At 66.6% G+C, this 20,484-nt stretch carries 23 protein-coding genes; 15 read left to right on the forward strand and 8 right to left on the reverse strand.

What is annotated here, in order from left to right:
* The first annotated feature begins 4 nt into the window (after positions 1-4).
* The 6 genes from QTH90_RS28265 to QTH90_RS28290 all read left to right on the forward strand — a co-directional run bounded on the left by QTH90_RS28265 (position 5) and on the right by QTH90_RS28290 (position 5,717).
* Positions 5-1,957, forward strand: coding sequence for an MFS transporter (locus tag QTH90_RS28265; protein ID WP_286667901.1), 1,953 nt, complete (start codon positions 5-7; stop codon positions 1,955-1,957).
* A 10-nt stretch (positions 1,958-1,967) separates the two neighbouring features.
* Positions 1,968-2,627, forward strand: coding sequence for a phosphatase PAP2 family protein (locus QTH90_RS28270; RefSeq protein WP_286667902.1), 660 nt, complete (start codon positions 1,968-1,970; stop codon positions 2,625-2,627).
* Between the two features lie 103 nt (positions 2,628-2,730).
* Positions 2,731-3,216 (forward strand): YiaA/YiaB family inner membrane protein, encoded by a 486-nt coding sequence (locus QTH90_RS28275; RefSeq protein WP_286667903.1) that lies wholly within the window; start codon positions 2,731-2,733, stop codon positions 3,214-3,216.
* A 41-nt stretch (positions 3,217-3,257) separates the two neighbouring features.
* Positions 3,258-3,713, forward strand: coding sequence for a hypothetical protein (locus tag QTH90_RS28280; protein WP_286667904.1), 456 nt, complete (start codon positions 3,258-3,260; stop codon positions 3,711-3,713).
* A gap of 89 nt (positions 3,714-3,802) precedes the next feature.
* On the forward strand, positions 3,803-4,594 hold the full coding sequence (locus QTH90_RS28285) for a DUF2145 domain-containing protein (RefSeq protein WP_286667972.1): 792 nt from the start codon (positions 3,803-3,805) through the stop codon (positions 4,592-4,594).
* A 52-nt stretch (positions 4,595-4,646) separates the two neighbouring features.
* Complete coding sequence (locus QTH90_RS28290) at positions 4,647-5,717, forward strand: serine endopeptidase (protein ID WP_286667905.1); 1,071 nt, start codon at positions 4,647-4,649, stop codon at positions 5,715-5,717.
* Here QTH90_RS28290 and QTH90_RS28295 read toward each other — a convergent pair.
* Positions 5,690-6,469, reverse strand: coding sequence for an SDR family NAD(P)-dependent oxidoreductase (locus QTH90_RS28295; protein WP_286667906.1), 780 nt, complete (start codon positions 6,467-6,469; stop codon positions 5,690-5,692). The genes QTH90_RS28290 and QTH90_RS28295 overlap by 28 nt on opposite strands.
* 128 nt (positions 6,470-6,597) lie before the next feature.
* On the opposite strand from QTH90_RS28295, the gene QTH90_RS28300 reads away from it, so the two are divergent.
* The gene (locus tag QTH90_RS28300) at positions 6,598-7,530 is read left to right on the forward strand and encodes an aldose 1-epimerase (RefSeq protein ID WP_286667907.1); all 933 of its coding nucleotides are present in this window, start codon (positions 6,598-6,600) and stop codon (positions 7,528-7,530) included.
* A gap of 7 nt (positions 7,531-7,537) precedes the next feature.
* Here the strand turns inward: QTH90_RS28300 and tgt are convergent, their stop codons facing one another.
* Positions 7,538-8,710, reverse strand: coding sequence for a tRNA guanosine(34) transglycosylase Tgt (gene tgt / locus QTH90_RS28305; RefSeq protein ID WP_286667908.1), 1,173 nt, complete (start codon positions 8,708-8,710; stop codon positions 7,538-7,540).
* Positions 8,711-8,718: 8 nt separating this feature from the next.
* Positions 8,719-9,756 (reverse strand): tRNA preQ1(34) S-adenosylmethionine ribosyltransferase-isomerase QueA, encoded by a 1,038-nt coding sequence (queA, locus tag QTH90_RS28310; protein WP_286667909.1) that lies wholly within the window; start codon positions 9,754-9,756, stop codon positions 8,719-8,721.
* Positions 9,757-9,832: 76 nt separating this feature from the next.
* On the opposite strand from queA, the gene recG reads away from it, so the two are divergent.
* The gene (recG, locus tag QTH90_RS28315; RefSeq protein ID WP_286667910.1) at positions 9,833-11,953 is read left to right on the forward strand and encodes an ATP-dependent DNA helicase RecG; all 2,121 of its coding nucleotides are present in this window, start codon (positions 9,833-9,835) and stop codon (positions 11,951-11,953) included.
* Between the two features lie 26 nt (positions 11,954-11,979).
* Here the strand turns inward: recG and QTH90_RS28320 are convergent, their stop codons facing one another.
* Genes QTH90_RS28320 through QTH90_RS28330 form a run of 3 tightly spaced genes read right to left on the reverse strand, consistent with a single transcriptional unit; the run spans position 11,980 to position 13,743 of the window.
* Positions 11,980-12,399, reverse strand: a complete 420-nt coding sequence (locus QTH90_RS28320; protein WP_286667911.1) for a bactofilin family protein — start codon at positions 12,397-12,399, stop codon at positions 11,980-11,982.
* 38 nt (positions 12,400-12,437) lie between these two features.
* Positions 12,438-12,800, reverse strand: a complete 363-nt coding sequence (locus QTH90_RS28325) for a hypothetical protein (protein WP_286667912.1) — start codon at positions 12,798-12,800, stop codon at positions 12,438-12,440.
* On the reverse strand, positions 12,793-13,743 hold the full coding sequence (locus QTH90_RS28330; RefSeq protein ID WP_286667913.1) for a M23 family metallopeptidase: 951 nt from the start codon (positions 13,741-13,743) through the stop codon (positions 12,793-12,795). The genes QTH90_RS28325 and QTH90_RS28330 overlap by 8 nt, the downstream gene beginning before the upstream one ends.
* A gap of 305 nt (positions 13,744-14,048) precedes the next feature.
* Here QTH90_RS28330 and QTH90_RS28335 point away from each other — a divergent pair, with 305 nt between their 5' ends.
* The 3 genes from QTH90_RS28335 (at position 14,049) to ubiA (ending at position 16,649) form a co-directional block, all read left to right on the forward strand.
* A complete protein-coding gene (locus QTH90_RS28335; protein WP_286667914.1) occupies positions 14,049-15,014 on the forward strand; it encodes a LysR substrate-binding domain-containing protein in 966 nt (321 codons plus the stop codon).
* 134 nt (positions 15,015-15,148) lie between these two features.
* Entirely contained in the window at positions 15,149-15,742 is a 594-nt protein-coding gene (locus tag QTH90_RS28340; protein ID WP_286667915.1) for a Dps family protein, read from the forward strand.
* Positions 15,743-15,809: 67 nt separating this feature from the next.
* On the forward strand, positions 15,810-16,649 hold the full coding sequence (gene ubiA / locus QTH90_RS28345) for a 4-hydroxybenzoate octaprenyltransferase (protein WP_286667973.1): 840 nt from the start codon (positions 15,810-15,812) through the stop codon (positions 16,647-16,649).
* Positions 16,650-16,667: 18 nt separating this feature from the next.
* On the opposite strand, the gene proC is transcribed toward ubiA, so the two are convergent.
* The gene (gene proC, locus QTH90_RS28350) at positions 16,668-17,525 is read right to left on the reverse strand and encodes a pyrroline-5-carboxylate reductase (protein ID WP_286667916.1); all 858 of its coding nucleotides are present in this window, start codon (positions 17,523-17,525) and stop codon (positions 16,668-16,670) included.
* A 3-nt stretch (positions 17,526-17,528) separates the two neighbouring features.
* On the reverse strand, positions 17,529-18,644 hold the full coding sequence (locus tag QTH90_RS28355) for an esterase-like activity of phytase family protein (protein ID WP_286667917.1): 1,116 nt from the start codon (positions 18,642-18,644) through the stop codon (positions 17,529-17,531).
* Between the two features lie 269 nt (positions 18,645-18,913).
* Here QTH90_RS28355 and rplN point away from each other — a divergent pair, with 269 nt between their 5' ends.
* From rplN to rpsN, 4 genes are read left to right on the forward strand one after another with little or no spacing between them, the layout of a single operon-like run.
* Positions 18,914-19,282 (forward strand): 50S ribosomal protein L14, encoded by a 369-nt coding sequence (gene rplN / locus QTH90_RS28360; RefSeq protein WP_028250829.1) that lies wholly within the window; start codon positions 18,914-18,916, stop codon positions 19,280-19,282.
* Between the two features lie 13 nt (positions 19,283-19,295).
* On the forward strand, positions 19,296-19,613 hold the full coding sequence (rplX, locus tag QTH90_RS28365) for a 50S ribosomal protein L24 (RefSeq protein ID WP_286667918.1): 318 nt from the start codon (positions 19,296-19,298) through the stop codon (positions 19,611-19,613).
* An 11-nt stretch (positions 19,614-19,624) separates the two neighbouring features.
* Positions 19,625-20,164, forward strand: a complete 540-nt coding sequence (rplE, locus tag QTH90_RS28370) for a 50S ribosomal protein L5 (protein ID WP_286371087.1) — start codon at positions 19,625-19,627, stop codon at positions 20,162-20,164.
* Between the two features lie 8 nt (positions 20,165-20,172).
* Positions 20,173-20,478, forward strand: a complete 306-nt coding sequence (rpsN, locus tag QTH90_RS28375) for a 30S ribosomal protein S14 (protein WP_068674578.1) — start codon at positions 20,173-20,175, stop codon at positions 20,476-20,478.
* Positions 20,479-20,484: the final 6 nt, after the last annotated feature.

A 20,484-nucleotide genomic window follows, 5' to 3' on the forward strand; every position in this document is an offset into this window, starting at 1 on the left:
ACGAATGACAACATCGGCCGACTCGTCTTCCTCCAGCGTGCCTGACCTGCATGGGCACGCCAATCAATTCGCCCTTCTGGGGCAGCGGCGCTTCGCGCCTTTCTTCTGGACCCAGTTCGCCGGCGCGGCCAACGACAACCTCTTCAAGTTCGCCTTCACCGTGATGGTGACGTACCAGCTGCAGATCAGCTGGATGCCGCCCGCCATGGCGGGGCTGGCGATTGGCGCGTTGTTCATCCTGCCCTTCCTGCTGTTCTCCGCCACGGCGGGGCAGCTCACGGACAAGTACGACAAGACGAAGATGATCCGCTTCGTCAAGAACCTCGAGATCGCGATCATGCTGGTCGCCGCCTGGGGGTTCTTCCGGGCGGATGCCGCTGTGCTGCTGGGCTGCGTGTTCCTGATGGGGCTGCATTCAACCCTGTTCGGCCCGGTCAAGTTCGCGTATCTCCCGCAGGTCCTCGATTCCCGCGAGCTCACGGGCGGCAACGGCATGGTCGAGATGGGGACCTTCGTCGCCATCCTGCTCGGTCAGGTCGCAGGCGGCCTGCTGGTCGCGCTGCCGCAGGTCGGCCACGCGACCGTGGCCGTCGCATGCGTGCTGCTGGCCCTGGCCGGACGCGGCGTCGCGCAGGCGATTCCGCCGGCACCGGCCACCGATCCGGGCCTCACGATCAACTGGAACCCGGTCAGCGAGACCTGGCGCAACCTCCGGTTGGCCCACGGCAACCTCGTCGTGTTCCGTTCGCTGCTCGGCATCTCCTGGATGTGGTTCTTCGGAGCCGTGTTCCTGAGCCAGTTCCCCAGCTTCGCCAAGGAAGTGCTGCACGGCAACGAGCAGGTCGCCTCCCTCCTGCTGGTGGTCTTCTCGGTTGGTATCGGCATCGGCTCGCTGCTGTGCGAGACGCTCAGCCGCCGCCAGGTCGAAATCGGCCTGGTGCCGCTCGGCGCCATCGGCATGAGCGTGTTCGCCATCGACCTGTACTTCGCATCGCGTGCGCTTCCCGCCCTGGGCGACATGGGGCTGGGCAGCTTCGTGCGACAGCCAGCCCATTGGCGCGTGATGGCCGACCTCGGCCTGCTGTCGCTGTTTGCGGGCCTGTACAGCGTCCCGATGTATGCGCTGATCCAGCTGCGCAGCCAGCCCACGCACCGGGCGCGCATCATCGCCGCCAACAACATCCTCAACGCGCTGTTCATGATCGGCAGCTCGATCATTGCGGGCGCGCTGCTGAAGGCCGGCTTCACGATCCCGCAGATCTTCCTGTTCACCGGCATCGCCAACGCGGTGGTGGCGTTCTACATCTTCATGCTGGTGCCGGAGTACCTGCTGCGCTTCGTGGCCTGGGTGCTCTCCCGCTTCGTCTACCGCTTCGACGTGAAGGGCGACGAGCACATTCCGGCCGAGGGTGCGGCCGTGCTGGTCTGCAACCACGTGAGCTTCATCGATGCGGTGCTGCTGATGGCGGCCAGCCCGCGCCCGATCCGCTTCATCATGGACCACCGCATCTTCCGCGTGCCGGTGCTCGGATGGCTGTTCAAGCTGGCCAAGGCCATTCCCATCGCGCCGCAGAAGGAAGACCCGGCGGCCTACGAAGAGGCGTTCGCGCAAGCCGTGCAGGTGCTGCGCGAGGGCGACCTGCTTGCGATCTTTCCTGAGGGCGCGATCACGCGCGATGGCAGCCTGCAGCCCTTCAAGGGCGGGGTGATGAAGATCCTGGAGTCCGCGCGTGCCGAGGGGATCGAAGTGCCGGTGATCCCGATGGCGTTGACCAATCTCTGGGGCTCGTACTTCAGCCGGATCGAAGTGCGCGAGGGGCAGAACGTCGCGATGGTGCGTCCGTTCCGACGCGGATTCTTCAGCCGGGTCGGGCTCAACGTCGGCGATGCGATGGCCCAGGCCGACGTGCAGCCCGAAGCCTTGCAGCGGCGGGTGAGCGGGTTGCTGAGTGCATGATGCCCGCCTGATGGACTTGCCCCTCTCTGAAGCGTTCTGGTACTCGGTCACCTGGTTCGGTGACAGCGGTTTCCTCCTGCCCGCTGCACTCTGGATCGCGGTGTGGCTCAGCACCCGCAGCGGCACGCGGCCATCCGCGCTGTTGTGGGTCGTGCTGTTCGGCATCGGCGCCAGCCTGATCGCGACGACCAAGATCGCCTTCCTCGGCTGGGGTATCGGGAACGCCACCCTCAACTTCACGGGCTTCAGTGGCCACACGGCGCTTTCGGCCAGCGTCTGGCCGGTCGCGTGCTGGCTGACGGTCTCGCGCTGGGAACATCGCGTGCGGGTGGCCGCTGCCGCGCTCGGCCTGCTGTTTGCCGCGCTCATCGGTGCATCGCGGCTGGCGATCTACGCGCATTCCAAGTCGGAGGTGGTGGCCGGCTTCGCGCTCGGCGTGGCCATCAGCGGCATCTTTCTCTGGCAGCAGCACCGCTTGCCGCATCCGCGCGTGAACTGGACGCTGGTGCTGCTCAGTCTCGCGACGCCCATCCTCTTTCTCCGGCCCGGCAACCCGGCGCCGACGCAGGGCGCGCTCGAGGTGATCGCGATGCGCCTGGCTGGTACCGACCGTACCTACACGCGCGCCGACTTGCTCGCGCGCCGCCACAAGGCGTCTGGTATCGAATAGAGATACCGGTGGCGCTGCAAGTCGCCACCGGTGCATTAGTTCACGCTTTGCGGCGGGAGTGCGAAACATCATTCGCGCACTTTCACTTCGCCGCGAGGCCTCCATGCACCCCTTCTCCTCCAACGTCTCCATCCAGCGCGACACGCGTGCCTGGCAAATGCAGGTCTGGATCTCGTTCGGGCTGGCCGTGTTCCTGTGCGCCACCGGCCTGACCTGGCTGCCGGGACAGGCGCTGGATCGCGCCTTCATGGTGATGGGCTATGTGTTCTGCCTGTCGGCGGCATTCGTGCTCGCGAAGTTCGTGCGCGACAGCCAGCGCGGCGGCGCCCTGACCGCCGGCGACACGCCGATGTGGAAGCTGGTCGTCTGGGGCGGTTTCTTCACCGCGATGGGGCTGACGGGCTGGGGCCTGCTGCGCATGGACATCAGCGAGACCTACAAGGCCTTCCTCGGCGTGAGCTGGCTGTTCCTCATCAGCTCGGCCTTCACGCTGGCCAAGACGCTGCGCGACCGCCATGAGGCCGATCTCGCCGAAGCGCGACTGCAGGAACGGCGTGAAGCCCGTGCTGAAGCAGGCGCCGACCAATGACCGAGCAACCCGTTCGCGACCTTTCTCAAGGAGTGCCCATCATGAAGCAGTATTTCTTCACTGTTCTTCTCGCCGTCTGCGCGGCCGCGGCGAACGTGCTGGTTCCAGGCGAGGCTCATGCCCAGAGCGAAGCGTCCGCCCTGTCGATGTTGCCGGTGGCGTCCGTCGTCGGGGCGGCTTCGGCCACCGGTGCCGCAGCGAGCGCGGTGGTGGCCGTGCCGGCAGCCCTGTCGGTGGGCGGCGCCGTGCTGACCGTGATCGCCGTCGAGGCATCGGTCGACGGCACGGTCTTCCTGCTCGAAAGGGCGTCCGACGGTGCCCGGGCCAGCGTGAAGGTGCTGGGCCGGGTTGCCAACGGGGCTTCGGTCGTCGTTGGCTCGACCGTCACGGTCAGCGTGATCGGCAGCGGCGTCATCCTGTCGGCGGCAGGCGAAGTGCTGGCTTTCGTGCCCAACGCCATCGGCCGCGCGCTGCTCTACAACGAGAAGCTGTCATGAAGCGCACGTCCACCAACTTCGGGCCTTACGAAAGCGAGCACCGGGCCCGCGTGTCGCGCACGCGGCGCGTGTTGAGGACCGCGTTGCAAATGGTCCTGACGGCGACTGCCGTCGCGCTGGCGGGCGTGTTCCTGTTCCCGCTGAATGCGCACGCGGGCCGCTCATGCGAGCAATCGAAGCCGGACGCCGCGGCGGTGGTCAAGGGAATGCAGCTCGCGGAACGCACGGCCAGGGAGCTCGACGCGAGCGGCGCGCGGGTCGTGCTGCTCGCCCGCGCAGGGCAGGATCTGGGCAAGTACGGGCTGCGCTACTCCCACCTCGGGCTGGCCTACAAGACCGAAGCGGGCAACTGGCGCGTCGTGCACAAGCTCAACCAGTGCGGCACGGCAGTCGCGACGGTGTACCGGCAAGGCCTGGGCGACTTCTTCCTCGACGATCTCTGGCGCTACGAAGCGGCCTGGGTCGTGCCGAACCCCGCCGTCCAGGCGCAGTTGCTGGTGGCGCTGAGAGAGCCGCCCGCGCGCCTCACCCGGCTGCACACCGCGCCCTACAGCATCGTGAGCTATGCCTGGGGCCACAAGTACCAGCAGTCGAACCAATGGGCCGTCGAGACGCTGGCCGGCGCCATGGAACCGGCGACCATCCGGACCCGCGACCAGGCCCAGGCCTGGCTGCATTTCAAGGGCTATGAGCCGACGACGCTCCGGCTCGGGCCGCTCACCCGGCTCGGTGGGCGGGTCGGTTCGGCCAACGTGGCTTTCGACGATCACCCCAACGAGAAACGCTTCACCGATCGCATCGAGACGGTGACGGTGGACTCGGTCTTCGCCTGGCTGCCTCGCGCCGGACTCGGCGCGGCGCCGGTGGTGCTCAAGCTCTAGACCAGAATCGCGCGAAGCACGAACAGAACCTGCAACACGAAAAAGGAAAGCGATGAGCAAATCCCTGCGCCTGTCCGAAAAATGGTTTCGCCGCGGCCTCTGGCTCGTCGCGGTGATTTTTGCGAGCTTCCTGATCGGACTGGGCAGCACGATCGTCGGCGACCTGCCGCGCGTCGAGCACAGGCTCGAGCTGGATGACTTCATCGACCGGGCCGCCGCGGAGCCCTTGCGCAACACGATCCGCGACGCCAACCTCACGGAGCAGCAGGCGACGCGCGAACGCGAGCAGGCCGACCTCAAGCTCCTCACTGCGCAGCAGGCGAGCCGCGCAGCGCGCGAGACCTTTGCGAACTGGCTTGCCACGCGACGCGCCACGGCGCAGCCTGACCAGGACACCGAACTTGTCGCCCGCACCAAGGCACTGGATGCCTTGAAGGTCAAGGAGGACGAAGCGCAGCGTGCGGTGGGCGCTCAACGCCAGATCGCGCTGGACGCCGGCCAGTCACGCCAGCGCGCGCAGCAGCAACTCGCGGAGCTGGAGAAGGATGCGCGCACCAGGCTGGATGCCGAGAACCGCCGCGTCGAGCTGCGCGTGTTCGGCTACCGCCTGGCCCTGACGCTGCCGCTGCTGGTGATCGCTGGCTGGCTGTTCGTGAAGAAGCGCAAGAGCACGTGGTGGCCTTTCGTCTGGGGCTTCATCTACTTTGCGCTGTTCGCGTTCTTCGTCGAACTCGTGCCTTACCTGCCGAGCTACGGCGGCTACGTGCGCTACGCGGTGGGCATCGTGGTGACGGTGCTGGTGGGGCGCTACGCGATCATTGCGCTCAACCGCTACCTGGCGCGCCAGAAGCTCGCCGAGGCTCAGCCGGACACGGTGCGCCGCAACGAGCTGAGCTACGACACGGCGTTGGCGCGGCTTGCGAAGAGCGTGTGCCCGGGATGCGAACGCCCGGTGGACCTGAAGAATGCCGAGATCGACTTCTGCCCGCACTGCGGCATCGGTCTCTTCGACCATTGCCACGTGTGCGAGGCGCGCAAGAGTGCGTTCGCCAAGTTCTGCCACGCCTGCGGCACGGGAGCGGCTGTGCCGAGTCCTCAGGTCCAGCCGGCGTCCACCACGTAGTTTTGCGCGGTACACATCTTCGAATCATCCGCGGCAAGGAAGAGTGCCATGCTGGCAATGTCCTCTGCCATCACGCGGCCGGGGAGGCACTGGGCGGCATCGATCTCCGCGCCGGACTCAGGCTTGACCCAGAGCCGCAACTGGCGCTCGGTCATCACCCAGCCCGGCACGATCGTGTTGACGCGGATGTTCTGCTTGCCAAGGTCGCGCGCCAGCGAGCGCGTGAGTCCCTGGATGGCCGACTTGCAGGCCTGATAGACCGGGTAGCCGGCGCCTTTGATCATCCAGCTCACCGAGCCGAAATTGATGATCGAGCCGCTCCCGAGGGCACGCATGTCGTCCGCCACCGCCTGCGCAGCAAAGAACTGGTGCTTGAAGTTGACCGCCATGAGCCGGTCGAAGTCCTCGCTGGTGACATCGGCCATGTCGTGGCGGCGGTCGTTGGCCGCGTTGTTGAGGAGCACCTGGATGGGGCCGAATCGCCCGCGCACCGCGGCGATCGTGGCGCGCAACGCGTCCACGTCGGTGACGTCGCATTCGCTGAAGAACGCCTCGTTGTCGGTGCCCAGCTGAGCTGCCAACGCCTGGCCGGCCTTGGCGTCGAGATCGCAGAAGCCGACGCGGGCGCCCTGCCCGTGGAAGGCGCGGACCAGCGCCTCGCCGATGCCGGTGGCGCCACCGGAAATGAAGACGGTACGGCCGGCGAGCGAGGGGTATCGGGCAGAAGGTGCAGGGGAGGTCGATTCGGTCATGAATGGATCCAAACGGGAGGAGGTCGGCCGGGCGACTGCGCGGCCGGCGCGATTTTGACCCTCAACCGTGTCGCATGCCACCCGTGTGAACGAGAATGCCGCGACCGCAACGATCCGTGGCGCATGGAATGAACGAGACCCAGACTTTCTCAGCGTCCGAAGCCCTGCTGCAGCTCTCGGCCGGCTCCCTGCGCCTGATGCTCGCGCCGGAGATCGGCGGTGCGGTGGCCGCGTTCTACGACGAGCAGGCCGATGGGCGCTTCGACTGGCTGCGACCTGCGACCGACGATGCGCTGCGTCGGCGCGATCTGTTCGCGATGGCGAGCTTTCCGCTCGTGCCCTGGTGCAACCGCATCCGCGATGGCCGGGCCCGTTTCGGCGGCCGGGACATCGCGATCGCGCCCGGTCACCCGGCGGGTCCTTCGGGCAAGCACCCGCTTCACGGCATCGGATGGATGCGGCCCTGGCAGGTGGCGCAAGCCTCGTCCGCCCAGGCCAAGCTGGTGGTGACGGTCGAAGCTGATGCGCAGTGGCCGTGGCGCTTCGAGGCTTCGCAACAGTTCGAACTCGACCCGACCGGGCTCCGCTGCACCGTCACGCTGACGAATTGCGATACGCAGCCCATGCCGGCCGGCATCGGCCATCACCCTTACTTCCCGCACCGCGAGGGCACGCGCCTGCAAGCGTCCACTGCGGCCATGTGGCGCGGCGATGCGGAGGTGATGCCGCTTGCGCTGGAACCGACAGCGGAAGTGGCGCGACTGCGCGAAGGCGTGTTGCTTGCCGAACTGGATCTGGACAACAACTTCACCGGCTGGCAGCGTCAGGCTCGCATCGAGTGGCCGGCGTCATCCCGCACGCTGGTGATGGCGGCCGAGTCGCCGCTCGATTTCTTCGTGCTGTATTGCCCGCGTGGTGCCGATCACTTCTGCGCCGAGCCGGTGAGCCAGTGCACCGATGCAATCAACCTGTCGGACCGTCATGGGCCCGAAGAAGTCGGCGGCGCGGTGCTCGCGCCGGGCGAGACCTTGACCGGGTGCTGGACGCTGCGGTCGGCCTAGGCGCGAATCAGACGCCGCGCGCGCGGTCCGCCTTGAACCCGGCCCGGAATTCCGCAAAGCGCCCCGCTTCGAGCGACTCGCGAATCTCGCGCATGAGGTTCAGGTAGTAGTGCAGGTTGTGGATGGTCGTCAGCATCGGCCCCAGCATTTCGCCGCACCGGTCGAGGTGGTGCAGGTAGGCGCGGCTGAAGCCGTCGCGACCGCCGTCGTTCCACGGCACGCCCGAAGCGCCTGCGCAGGCATGGCAGGTGCAGCTCGGGTCGATGGGCTGCGGGTCGCTCTTGTGGCGCGCATTGCGCATCTTGAGGTCGCCATAGCGCGAGAACAGCGTGCCGTTGCGCGCGTTGCGCGTCGGCATCACGCAGTCGAACATGTCGACGCCCTGTGCCACGCCTTCGACCAGATCCTCGGGTGTTCCGACGCCCATCAGGTAGCGCGGCTTGTGGGCCGGCAGCTTGTGCGGCGTGTGCGCCATGATGCGCAGCATCTCGTCCTTGGGCTCGCCCACGCTCACGCCGCCGATCGCGTAGCCGGGGAAATCCATCTCTACCAGCTGGGCCAGGGATTCCTCGCGGAGGTTCTCGAACATGCCGCCCTGCACGATGCCGAAGAGGGCGTTGGGGTTTTCCAGCTTCGCGAATTCAGCCTGGCAGCGACGGGCCCAGCGCAGGCTGAGCTCCATCGATTTGCGTGCTTCGGCCTCGGTCGTCACGTGGCCTTGCGTGTCGTAGGGCGTGCACTCGTCGAACTGCATGACGATGTCGCTGTTGAGGATGGTCTGGATCTGCATCGAGACCTCCGGCGTGAGGAACAGCTTGTCGCCATTGACCGGGGACGCGAACTTCACGCCTTCCTCGCTGATCTTGCGCATCGCGCCCAGCGACCAGACCTGGAAGCCGCCCGAGTCGGTGAGGATCGGCTTGTTCCACTTCTCGAACTGATGCAGGCCGCCGAAGCTCGCCATGACATCGAGGCCCGGACGCATCCACAGGTGGAAGGTGTTGCCAAGGATGATCTGCGCGCCCATCTCCTCGAGGCTGCGCGGCATCACGCCCTTGACCGTGCCGTAGGTGCCCACCGGCATGAAGATCGGAGTCTGCACCACGCCGTGGTTCAGCGTGAGCGTGCCGCGCCGGGCGTGACTTGCCGGATCGGTGGCGAGGAGTTCGAAGTTCAGCATGGTGGTTCTTACTTTCTTGCAAGCAGCATGGCGTCGCCGTAGCTGAAGAAGCGGTAGCGCTCGCGGATCGCGTGGCCGTACAGCGCCATCACGCTTTCGTAGCCCGCGAAGGCGCTGACCAGCATCATGAGCGTGCTCTTGGGCAGGTGGAAGTTGGTGACGAGCAGGTCGACGTGCTCGAAGGCGAAGCCCGGCGTGATGAAGATGCGGGTGTCGCCCGTCGCCTCGCCGCTCTTGGCCCAGGATTCGAGCGTGCGAACGGTGGTCGTGCCCACGGCGACGATGCGACCGCCGCGTGCTTTCGCATCGGCGATGGCGCGCTGCGTGGACGCCGGCACCTCGTAGCGTTCGGCATGCATCGTGTGCTCGGCGATGTTCTCGGTCTTGACGGGCTGGAAGGTGCCGGCGCCGACATGGAGCGTGACATTGGCACGCAGCACGCCGCGCGCTTCGAGTTCGCCCAGCAGCGCCTCGTCGAAATGCAGGGCCGCCGTCGGTGCGGCGACCGCGCCCGGCACGCGCGCGAACACGGTCTGGTAGCGGCTCTCGTCGTCCGATGAATCGGTGTGCGTGATGTACGGCGGCAGCGGCACGTGGCCACAGCGGGCCATCAGCGCGTAGGGGTCTTCGCCGGATGGGCTCTCGAAGCGGAAGCGGAAGAGGGCGCCGTCTTCCTCGGGCCAGCGGCCGAGCAGCGTTGCACTGAAGCCACCGACCATCGCGAGGGTGGTGCCGACGGGTGGCTTCTTGCTGACCTTCATGTGCGCGACGACTTCATCGCCTTGCAGCACGCGCTCCACGAGCAGTTCGAGCTTGCCGCCGGTGGGCTTTTCGCCGAAGAGGCGTGCCTTGACGACGCGCGTGTCGTTGAAGACGAGCAGGTCGCCGGCGCGCAGCAAGGAGGGCAGTTCCCGGAAGATCCGGTCGACCGTCGGGTCGGCGGAGCCATCGAGCAATCGGGAGGCGCTGCGTTCGGTGGCGGGATGCTGGGCCACCAGTTCAGGCGGCAGGTCGAAATCGAAATCGGAAAGCGTGAAGGCGCGCATGGTGCTTGAGGGCCGGACGGGCCCGTGCCAAGGAGGCGTAAGGGATGAAGGTCGAAGAGGCGGGCAGAATTGTCCCATGCCCGCCGCCGCCAAGTCCCCGCCACCGCAAAAGCCCGTACCCGAGGCCCCGCCTGCCCGGGCGCCCGGCACGGGCCTCAGCGTGGTGCAGCGCGCGCTGCGCAAGCTCGGCCTGCTTCGGGATATCGACTTCGCGCTCTACTTGCCGATGCGCTACGAGGACGAAACGCGCGTCGTGCGGCTCGCGGACGTGCGCGACGGCGAAATGGCGCAGATCGAAGCCGTCGTGACCGACAGCGAGGTGGTCTTTCGCCCCCGGCGCCAGCTGATCGTGACGGTGGACGACGGCAGCGACACCTGCCAGCTGCGCTTCTTCAACTTCTATCCGTCGCAGCAGAAACAGCTGGCGGTTGGTGCGCGCGTGCGCGTGCGTGGCGAGGTGCGCGGCGGATTCCTCGGCCGGCAGATGATGCATCCCGCCGTCAAGGCCGCGGGCACCGCGCTGCCGGAGGCGCTCACGCCGGTCTATTCGACGATTGCGGGACTGGCCCAGCCGGTGTTGCGGCGCGAGGTGCGATCGGGCCTCGCGCGGGCGGTGCTCGACGAAACCTTGCCCGCGGGCGCCGCACCGCACGGCGCATGGGATCTGCGGCGCGCGCTCTCGTTCCTCCACTACCCCGCACCCGATGTCGCGATAGCCACGCTGGAAGACCACAGCCACCCGGCCTGGCAACGGCTCAAGGCCGATGAACTCCTGGCGCAGCAGCTCTCGCAACTGCAGGCGCGGCGCGCCCGCGCCGCGCAACGCGCGCCCGTGCTCGACACGGCGGCGTCCGGCGGACCGTTGCACACCGAACTGCTGGCCGCGCTGCCGTTCGCACTGACCGGCGCGCAGCAACGGGTCGGCGTCGAGATCACGCGCGATCTGGCGCGTGACATCCCGATGCACCGCCTGCTGCAGGGCGACGTGGGGTCGGGCAAGACCGTGGTCGCGGCACTGGCGGCCGCGCGCAGCATCGATGCGGGATTTCAGTGCGCGCTGATGGCACCGACCGAAATCCTCGCGGCGCAGCACTTCGGCAAGCTGGTCGGCTGGCTCGATCCCCTGCTGGCCGAGCGCGGCCTGCGCGTCGCCTGGCTCACCGGCAGCCAGAAGAAGAAGGAGCGGGACGCGATGTCGGCCGCCGTCGAGAGCGGCGAGGCCGCGCTCGTGATCGGCACGCATGCCGTCATCTCGGAGAAGGTGCGCTTCAGGAACCTGGCGCTGGCGATCATCGACGAGCAGCACCGATTCGGCGTGGCGCAGCGTCTGGCGTTGCGCGGCAAGGCCGGCGGCGAACTGGAGCCGCACCTTCTGATGATGAGCGCCACGCCGATCCCGCGGACGCTCGCGATGAGCTACTACGCCGACCTCGATGTGTCGACGCTCGACGAGCTGCCGCCAGGACGCACGCCCATCGTCACCAAGCTCGTGGCGGAGCATCGGCGCGATGAAGTCATCGATCGCATCCGCTTCCAGGTCGAGCAGGGGCGGCAGGTCTACTGGGTGTGTCCGCTGATCGAGGAGAGCGAGGCGGTCGATTTGCGCAACGCCACCGCGACGCGCGACGAACTGGCCGATGCGCTGGGCGACAAGGTCAGCGTCGGGCTGTTGCATTCGCGCATGCCCACGGCAGAGAAGCAGGCGGTGATGGAAAGCTTCACGGCCAACCAGCTCCAGGTGCTGGTGAGCACCACTGTGATCGAGGTGGGCGTCGACGTGCCCAACGCCTCATTGATGGTCATCGAGCATGCGGAGCGATTCGGGCTCTCGCAGCTGCATCAATTGCGCGGCCGTGTCGGGCGCGGCGCGGCGGCGTCGGCATGCGTGCTGCTGTATGCGCCCAACGAAGGCGGGCGGGTCGGAGAAGCCGCGCGCGCCCGCTTGAAGGCGATGGCGGAAACCGGTGACGGCTTCGAGATCGCGCGCCGCGACCTGGAGATTCGCGGCCCCGGCGAATTCCTTGGCGCTCGCCAGTCCGGCGCGCCCTTGCTGCGCTTCGCGGACTTGAGCACGGACGTGATGCTGCTGGACTGGGCGCGCGAGCTGGCGCCCCAAATGCTCGACCGCCATCCCGAACTGGCCCACAAGCACGTCGATCGCTGGCTGGGCAGCAAGGCCGAATACCTGAAGGCTTGAGGGCTGGAGTTCCCTGGCGTGCCTGCTCAGTCGTCGAAGCCGGCAGCCGAGTCGGCCATCGCGGTCGGCGCTGATCCGCCATCCCGGCGGGTCAACTTGCCGTCGACCGTCGCACCGGCATCCATGCGCAGCTGCTGATAGTCGATGTTGCCGGTGACGTGGGCGTTGGCCTGCAGTTCGACGAAATGTTCGGCAATGACGTCGCCGATGATCTTGCCGTTGATGATGACGTCATAGCCGTGCACGTTGCCGCTGACCGAGCCGCGGTCGCTCAGCACCAGCAGTGTCTCGCTGCCGGGCTTGCCGCTGATGTTGCCCTGCACGTGGCCGTCCAGGCGCAGGCCCTCGCTGAAGGCGACGTTGCCGGTGAGGTGCACATCGTGCGCGATCAGGGTTGCGAACTTCGCTTGGCGGATGCCCGCCGGTTTCTTCTTGCTGCCGAACATGGTCGATCCTTGGATGAGGAAGGGTGGGCGATGCGGATTCAGCGCTTGGGGCGCTGGCCGCGCAGGAATCGAAGTTCCGTATCGAGCCGGCTGACTTCCGCGGCGGAAGCGGTCGCGGTTTTCTGCAGCGCGGTGCGCGCCGCTGCTTCCTGTGCCAGGGCCAGTTTGGTTCGCTCCAGCTCCGCCCGGACCAGATCTTCGGAAGGAAGGGGCGCGCATGGCGCTGCATCAGTGGCATCGCGTTGCACGTGCCACATCGCCGCCGCGGCTCCGCCCGCGAGGCATGCGGCACAGAGGACCACCGAGGTCGCCGCGCGTGCGGCGATGGAGCGGACGGGCTGCGGCGCATAGCGGCGCGTCGCAAGGTGGCTCACGCTGCTGTCTTGGCGCGGATCAGCCATGCTTGCCCTCGACGAACAGGGTCAGGTAGTGGGCGGGATCCATCGGCTCTCCGTTCTCCAGCACCTCGAAATGCAGGTGCGGGCCGGTGGAGCGGCCGGTCGAGCCGACGTCGGCGATGTGCTGCTTGGGCAGCACCAGATCGCCCTCGCGCACGATCAGGCGCGAGGCATGTCCGTAGCGGGTGACGAGCTGGTTGCCGTGATCGATCTCGACCACCTGGCCGTAGCCCGGCTTCTGTCCGGAGAACACCACGCGGCCGCCGGCCGTCGCGAGAATCGGCGTTCCGGTCTGGGCGGCGATGTCGATGCCCGAGTGAAAGCTCAGCCGACGGTCGAAGGGATCGAGGCGGTTGCCGAAAGGCGAGCCGAAGCGGCCGCCCCTGACGGGTAGGCGTCCTGGCAGCGCCGACCAGGCGACCGTATGCATGATGGCTTCCTGCTCGAGTTGCTCCAGTGTCTGGGCAATGCAGGCAAGCTGGGCGCGCGTGTCGTCGACTTCCGCCTTCGACGCGGCCGTCGTCGTCTCGGCGCATTGCCGCGGCGGCAAGGCCGGGCCGCCGACGCCATCGCGGGAAGAGCCGCGATCCGTGCCGGCTTTCGACAGCGGCTTCGGCGCCTTCAGCCGCGCCTGCAGACTGCGCAGTTCGCCCATGTGCGTCGTCAGGCGGGCGATGCGCGGCTCCATCTGCGCGAGGGATGCGTTCAGCTTGCCGAGTTCGTCGACCACGTACGTACGCTCGACGCCGTTCGCGCCCTGGCTTTCGGCGGCCCTGTGTTCGGCCCAGTGAATGCCGATGGCGGCGCCCGCGGCGAGCGCGATGGCCGCTGCTGCTGCGGCAGCTGCGCACGCAATCATCAGCGTCGTGCGGCGGGTCACGAACTGGACGGACCCGTTGCTGAGATGGCGACCCGGGCTGAACATGAGCAAGTGGCGTATTCGCATAGAAGTGTCGAGATCAGGCGCCATCCAGCCGTCATGGACGGCTCGACCACAAAGGTGGTCATGCGCGTGGGAGAGAAGCCCCTGATCTCGGCATGCGGTGTGCCCGAAATCTCCAGGAGCCCAGGATTCAAGCGCTGGGCCAGCGGGACATCCCATCGGGGCCAGGACACTGAACGCGTGGACGCGTCATCAGTTGCTCGATGGCCTGAATTGTCCCCGTTGGCTTCCATGAGTCCCATGGGAAAAATCCGAAAGGGACCGGAGATGTCGCCCGTCCCACCGCGTGCGCATAATTGACGAAAACTATGACGCTTACGGAACTCAAATACATCGTCGCCGTGGCACGCGAGCGGCATTTCGGCAAGGCTGCGGAAGCCTGCTATGTCTCGCAGCCCACCCTGTCTGTCGCGATCAAGAAACTCGAGGACGAACTCGAGGTCAAGCTGTTCGAACGCAGTGCGGGCGAGGTGACGGTCACGCCGCTGGGCGAGCAGATCGTGCAGCAGGCGCAGAGCGTGCTGGACCAGGCCGCCAGCATCAAGGAAATTGCCAAGCGCGGGAAGGACCCGCTGTCCGGTCCGCTCAATCTGGGCGTGATCTACACCATCGGCCCCTACCTCCTGCCCGACCTGGTGCGCCAGAACATCGCACGCACGCCGCAGATGCCGCTGGTGCTGCAGGAAAACTTCACCGCCAAGCTGCTCGAGATGCTGCGCGCCGGCGAGATCGATTGCGCCATCATGGCCGAGCCTTTTCCCGACACGGGCCTGGCGATGGCCCCGCTCTACGACGAACCCTTCGTGGCGGCCTTGCCGGTCCACCACCCGTTGGCGGACCGCGAGTCCGTGACCTCCGACGAGCTCAAGAAGGAGACGATGCTCCTGCTGGGCACCGGCCACTGCTTTCGCGACCACGTGCTGGAGGTGTGCCCGGAGTTCGCCCGTTTTTCGAGCAACGCCGAAGGCATTCGCAAGAGCTTCGAGGGCTCGTCGCTGGAGACCATCAAGCACATGGTCGCCTCCGGCATGGGCGTGACGCTGGTGCCGCGCCTCTCAGTGCCGGCCGATGCGCTCAAGCCCAAAAGCAAGAGCCGCAAGGAGCCCGAGCAGATCGTGCGCTATCTGCCGGTGCGCGACACGCAGGGCGGTGAGCCGCCGACGCGGCGCGTGGTGCTGGCGTGGCGGCGCAGCTTCACGCGCTACGAAGCCATCGCGGCACTGCGCAACGCGATCTACGCGTGCGAACTGCCGGGCGTCAAGCGCCTCTCGTAGCAAATGCGGTATCGGCCTACGAGCCTGACGCGTGCCGGCCGCAACAGCTGCGATAGAGTGCGGCTTTTGCGGAGCCCGCCTCCGGCTTTCCTGCGGTTCTTGCCGTCAATCCACTGAAGAAAGAGCTCATCACCATGGCCAAAGTCGTGAAGAAACCCAAGTCCCCCGTCGCAGCTGCGCCGTCGGCATCCGCTGGCAAGGTGCCCAAGAAGGGCGGCGTGGTGGTCGCGGAGGAGTCCGGCAGCCGCAATGCCCCGATCATCAACATCGGCATCGACCGGCAGGACCGCGCAGCCATTGCCGAAGGCCTGAGCCGCGTGCTGGCGGACACGTACACGCTGTACCTGACCACGCACAACTTCCACTGGAACGTGACGGGCCCGCACTTCAACTCGCTGCATGCGATGTTCATGACCCAGTACACCGAACTCTGGGGCTCCACGGACGTCATCGCCGAGCGCATCCGGGCCCTGGGCCACTACGCACCGGGTTCGTATGCCGAGTTCAGCAAGATCGCGACCGTGCCCGACGTGCCGCAGACCCCGCCCAAGGCCATGGAGATGGTCCGCATCCTGGTGAAGGGACACGAGACCGTCTCGCGCATTGCGCGTGAATTCATCCCCGTGGCCGAAGAGGCGGGCGACGACCCGACCGCCGACATGCTGACCGCGCGCTGCACGGTGCACGACCAGACGGCCTGGATGCTGCGTTCGCTGCTTGAAGACTGATCCCGCCACCGGCCCCGCCACGAGCGCGGCAGAGCCTGCGCCCGCGCCGCACCGCGGGCGTTTTGCGTTGTATCTCGACCTGATCCGCTGGAATCGCCCCGCGGGCTGGTTGCTGCTGCTCTGGCCCACGCTGGGCGCGCTCTGGTTTGCGGCCGACGGATGGCCGGGCTGGCACCTGCTCGTCGTGTTCGTCCTCGGCACCATCCTCATGCGCAGCGCGGGCTGCTGTGTCAACGACGTGGCCGATCGTGACTTCGACCGCCACGTCAAGCGCACGGCGCAGCGGCCGGTCACGAGCGGCGCGATCTCCGTGACGGAGGCGCTGGTCGTTGGCGCCGTGCTCGCGCTGGCTGCGTTCGGGCTGGTGCTCACGACCAATCGCGTCACGGTGCTGTGGTCCTTTGCGGCCTTGGCCGTGACCCTGGTCTACCCGTTCGCGAAACGCTTCGTGTCGATTCCGCAGGCGGTGCTCGGCATTGCCTTCAGCTTCGGCATCCCGATGGCCTTTGCGGCGGTGCAAGGCAGCGTGCCGCTGCTGGCCTGGTGGCTGCTCGCGGGCAACCTGTTCTGGGTGCTGGCTTACGACACCGAGTACGCAATGGTCGACCGCGACGACGACCTCAAGATCGGCATTAAGACTTCGGCCATCACCTTCGGGCGTCTGGACGTCCCGATCGTCATGGCGAGCTACGCGATCTTCCTCGCCATCTGGGCAGGCGCGGGTGCGGGCAAGTCGCTGGGCGCGCTCTTCTTCATCGCGATCGGAATTGCCGCAGCGCAGGCGCTATGGCACTGGCGGCTGATTCGCGACCGGACGCGCGACGGCTGCTTCAAGGCCTTCCGGCTCAACCACTGGCTCGGCTTCACCGTGTTCGCCGGCGTCGTGGCCGGCTACGCCTTGCGCTGAGTGCGGCCGGCGCTTTCCTCAGCCGCGCCCGAACTCCTGGCCGAGTTCGGCGGCGCGCTGGTGCGCGGCACGGATGGCGGCCTTGAATTGGGTCTTGATGTCGGCGCTCTCCATGGCCGTGATGGCAGCGTAGGTGGTGCCACCCTTGGACGTCACGCGTTCGCGCAGGACGGCCGGTGGCTCGGTCGCGCTGCTGGCCAGGGCGGACGCACCGGTGAAGGTGCCGACGGCCAGCTGGTGCGCCTGTTCCGGCGTCAGCCCCAGGTCCACACCCGCTTCCGTCATCGCCTCGATGAAATAGAAGACGTAGGCCGGACCGGAGCCCGACATTGCCGTGACGGCGTCGAGCGCCGTTTCGGCGTCGACCCAGATCAGGTCGCCGGTGGGGGCGAGCACCTGCTCCGCCAGCTTCCGGCCATCGCTGTCCACAGCCTCGCGCGCATAGAGGCCGGTCATGCCCTGCCCGACGAGGGCAGGCGTATTGGGCATCGCGCGAACCACGCGCTCCGTGCCGAGCCAGCGGGCAATGCTGTCCGACGGGATCCCCGCGGCCACCGAAAGGTGCAGGGCGTCGGGCGCCAGACCGCGCACCGGCTTGGCTGCCTCCGCAAAGCTCTGCGGCTTGACGGCCCAGACCACGACCTCGCAGCGCGCCAGGGCGCTGCCGGCCTCGGCCTGCGCCGTGATGCCGAAATCGTGGGCCAGCCTGGCGCGCGCTTCGGCGAAAGGCTCGACGACTTCGATGGATTCCGCGGGGACGTCCTGCTTGATCAGCCCGCCGATGATGGCGCTGGCCATGTTGCCGCCCCCGATGAACGCGATGGGTGGCAAGGGTGTCGGCTCCCGGCGGGGCAGGAAAGTGACTGCGATGTTCATGACTTATCCGGTGAATTCGAATGCTGCGAACTGGGTGATCTGCAGCGGATTGAAATTGTCGTCGCTCACCGCGACCAGCAGGCGGCTGCCATTCGGCAGATCGGGGCCCCAGCAAAGGCCCTCGCTGTTGTCCAGGCGGGACAGGCCAAGAGCGGCGAAGTCGGCGACCAGCTTCTTGGGCGCGGCAGTGTGATTGTCCGGGCTCAGCGCTTCCAGGGCCAGGGTGTCGGTCGCGGCGCGGGTATCGATCTCGTACAGCCTCAGCGAGTTGCCGACCCCGGTGGCGTAGGCGCGCTCCAGAACCAGCATGCGGTGGGCGTCGATCATCAGCACCTCGCTGACCCCGTTGTCGGCGGGCATGCCGGGTATCAGCGGACGCAGGGGGATCGCGTCCGGGACGTAGGCAATCTGGCGGGTGGCCGTGCCGGTCGCCAGATCGATCTGCGTGAACCGGCAAGGTCCGCCTGCCGCGGCCACGGTGGGAATGGGGCCGTCCTGAACGAGCGCGTTTTCCATCGCCAGCCAGGCGTGGCGTGCATCCGGTGTCAGCGCCAAGCCCTCCAGCCCGAGGTTGTCCCTGGTGCCCCACCGGCCGGTGGAATCGGGCTGGAACAGGGCGGGGAGCGGAATTTCGCGGATCAGCGTGCCGTCGCGTCTTGATTCGTACAGTGCGGGGCCGAAGCTGCGCGGCACGTCGCCCTCGCTGGTCCAGAGGATCGTGTCGGTGTCCGGGCGGATCCGGAGTGCTTCAGGATCGGGAACAGGTGTGCCCGGGCGCGCGCGCCGCCGCGACGGCCACGGTGTGCCGTCGGCTTGCTTGAGCAGTGCGACATCGCCGAGCCGGGGCGGCTCGGCGCCGGATGCGGCGGACCACTGGGCACTATATAAGCGTGCTGGCGCCAGGTCCGACCGATCATCGCTGAGAAGCAGGTACTCACCTCTCTTCGGGTCGTAGTCGATGCCGGATAATCCTCCGGCGGTCGTCCCCCGAAATTCCGGGCGGTGAGGCCATCGTGCTTCGGCAACAAGCCGCAGCCGCTGTGGGTCCGGCGCAACAGCGATTCCGCTCTTGCATCCCGCGATTGCGCTTGCGAGGGGAATCGCCGCTGCAACCAGCATTTGCCGACGGGAAACCAGTGTTGAAAGTGTGGGTGAGCGCTCGTGCACGGCCCGAAGTCTACGGTTTCACAAAATTGCGTGAGGCAGGTAGTTGACGAGGCCCGCAGACTATGTGACAATCGCAGGCTTCGCTTGAAAAGGCGAAAGCTTCTGCCCAGCGGAAGCGCACTGAAGTGGTTTCGGTGCGTGGACGACGGGCCCAAGACTGACCGCAGATCTGTTCCGGAGTGTCCGGGGCGGCAAACGGTACAAGTTGGGAATATCACAAAATGATCCAAACTGAATCCCGGCTCGATGTGGCCGACAACACGGGCGCGAAATCCGTCCTGTGTATCAAGGTGCTCGGTGGCTCCAAGCGGCGTTACGCCAGCGTGGGCGACGTCATCAAGGTCAGCGTCAAGGAAGCCGCTCCGCGGGGTCGCGTCAAGAAGGGCGAGATCTACAGCGCAGTGGTGGTCCGCACCGCCAAGGGCATCCGTCGTGCTGACGGTTCGCTCGTCAAGTTCGACGGCAACGCAGCTGTGTTGCTCAACGCCAAGCTGGAGCCCATCGGCACCCGCATCTTCGGACCGGTCACGCGCGAACTGCGCACCGAGAAGTTCATGAAGATCGTGTCGCTGGCCCCCGAAGTTCTGTAAGGACAACAACGCCATGAACAAGATTCGCAAAGGCGACCAGGTCATCGTGTTGGCCGGGCGCGACAAGGGCAAGCGCGGCACTGTGTCGCTGCGCAAGGATGATTCGCATCTGATCATCGACGGCATCAACATCGTCAAGAAGCACACCAAGCCGAACCCCCTCAAGGGTACGACCGGTGGCATCGTCGAGAAGGCCATGCCGATTCACCAATCCAACGTGGCGATCTTCAATGCCGCGACCGGCAAGGCCGATCGCGTCGGCATCAAGGTCACGGACGGCAAGCGCGTGCGCGTCTTCAAGTCCAGCGGCGAAGAAATCAAGGCCGCGTAAGGGGTACTCACATGGCACGTCTCCAACAACACTATCGCGAAAAGATCGCGAAAGACCTGACCGAAAAGTTCGGCTACACCTCGCCGATGCAGGTTCCGCGTCTGACCAAGATCACGCTCAACATGGGTGTGGGCGAAGCAGTCGCCGACAAGAAGGTTCTCGACAACGCTGTCGCCGACCTGACCAAGATCGCCGGCCAGAAGCCCGTCGTGACCAAGTCGAAGAAGGCTATCGCCGGCTTCAAGATTCGCGAGAACCAGCCGATCGGCTGCATGGTCACGCTGCGCGGTGTGCAGATGTATGAATTCCTGGATCGTTTCGTGACCGTGGCACTGCCGCGCGTCCGTGACTTCCGCGGGATTTCCGGCCGCGCCTTCGACGGCCGTGGCAACTACAACATCGGCGTCAAAGAGCAGATCATTTTCCCTGAGATCGAATACGACAAGGTCGATGCCCTGCGCGGTCTCAATATCAGCATCACGACGACGGCCAAGACCGACGAAGAAGCCAAGGCGCTTCTCGCTGGCTTCCGTTTCCCGTTCAAGAACTGAGGTGGTTTGTGGCTAAAGTAGCTTTGATCGAGCGCGAGCTCAAGCGAGAAAAACTGGTCGCAAAGTACGCCGCCAAGCATGCGGAACTGAAGGCGATCGCCAACGACGCGAAGAAGAGCGACGAAGAGCGCGCAGCTGCCCGCCTGGGTCTGCAGAAGCTCCCGCGTAACGCCAACCCGACGCGCCAGCGCAACCGTTGCGAAATCACCGGTCGTCCGCGTGGCACCTTCCGCCAATTCGGTCTGGCACGCGCCAAGATCCGCGAACTGGCTTTCAATGGCGACATCCCCGGTGTCACCAAGGCCAGCTGGTAAGCCAGG

This window comes from Variovorax flavidus, assembly GCF_030317145.1.
Taxonomy (GTDB): domain Bacteria; phylum Pseudomonadota; class Gammaproteobacteria; order Burkholderiales; family Burkholderiaceae_C; genus Variovorax; species Variovorax flavidus.

Coding starts and splice junctions, on each gene's coding strand:
- QTH90_RS28335 (WP_286667914.1), top strand. CDS start 14,049: ATGACGCTTACGGAACTCAAATACATCGTCGCCGTGGCACGCGAGCGG.
- QTH90_RS28325 (WP_286667912.1), bottom strand. CDS start 12,800: ATGGCTGATCCGCGCCAAGACAGCAGCGTGAGCCACCTTGCGACGCGC.
- rplE (WP_286371087.1), top strand. CDS start 19,625: ATGGCACGTCTCCAACAACACTATCGCGAAAAGATCGCGAAAGACCTG.
- QTH90_RS28300 (WP_286667907.1), top strand. CDS start 6,598: ATGAACGAGACCCAGACTTTCTCAGCGTCCGAAGCCCTGCTGCAGCTC.
- rplN (WP_028250829.1), top strand. CDS start 18,914: ATGATCCAAACTGAATCCCGGCTCGATGTGGCCGACAACACGGGCGCG.
- QTH90_RS28320 (WP_286667911.1), bottom strand. CDS start 12,399: ATGTTCGGCAGCAAGAAGAAACCGGCGGGCATCCGCCAAGCGAAGTTC.
- rplX (WP_286667918.1), top strand. CDS start 19,296: ATGAACAAGATTCGCAAAGGCGACCAGGTCATCGTGTTGGCCGGGCGC.
- QTH90_RS28295 (WP_286667906.1), bottom strand. CDS start 6,469: ATGACCGAATCGACCTCCCCTGCACCTTCTGCCCGATACCCCTCGCTC.
- QTH90_RS28285 (WP_286667972.1), top strand. CDS start 3,803: ATGGTCCTGACGGCGACTGCCGTCGCGCTGGCGGGCGTGTTCCTGTTC.
- proC (WP_286667916.1), bottom strand. CDS start 17,525: ATGAACATCGCAGTCACTTTCCTGCCCCGCCGGGAGCCGACACCCTTG.
- tgt (WP_286667908.1), bottom strand. CDS start 8,710: ATGCTGAACTTCGAACTCCTCGCCACCGATCCGGCAAGTCACGCCCGG.
- queA (WP_286667909.1), bottom strand. CDS start 9,756: ATGCGCGCCTTCACGCTTTCCGATTTCGATTTCGACCTGCCGCCTGAA.
- QTH90_RS28270 (WP_286667902.1), top strand. CDS start 1,968: ATGGACTTGCCCCTCTCTGAAGCGTTCTGGTACTCGGTCACCTGGTTC.
- recG (WP_286667910.1), top strand. CDS start 9,833: ATGCCCGCCGCCGCCAAGTCCCCGCCACCGCAAAAGCCCGTACCCGAG.
- QTH90_RS28265 (WP_286667901.1), top strand. CDS start 5: ATGACAACATCGGCCGACTCGTCTTCCTCCAGCGTGCCTGACCTGCAT.
- QTH90_RS28355 (WP_286667917.1), bottom strand. CDS start 18,644: ATGCTGGTTGCAGCGGCGATTCCCCTCGCAAGCGCAATCGCGGGATGC.
- QTH90_RS28330 (WP_286667913.1), bottom strand. CDS start 13,743: ATGCGAATACGCCACTTGCTCATGTTCAGCCCGGGTCGCCATCTCAGC.
- QTH90_RS28280 (WP_286667904.1), top strand. CDS start 3,258: ATGAAGCAGTATTTCTTCACTGTTCTTCTCGCCGTCTGCGCGGCCGCG.
- QTH90_RS28340 (WP_286667915.1), top strand. CDS start 15,149: ATGGCCAAAGTCGTGAAGAAACCCAAGTCCCCCGTCGCAGCTGCGCCG.
- QTH90_RS28275 (WP_286667903.1), top strand. CDS start 2,731: ATGCACCCCTTCTCCTCCAACGTCTCCATCCAGCGCGACACGCGTGCC.
- QTH90_RS28290 (WP_286667905.1), top strand. CDS start 4,647: ATGAGCAAATCCCTGCGCCTGTCCGAAAAATGGTTTCGCCGCGGCCTC.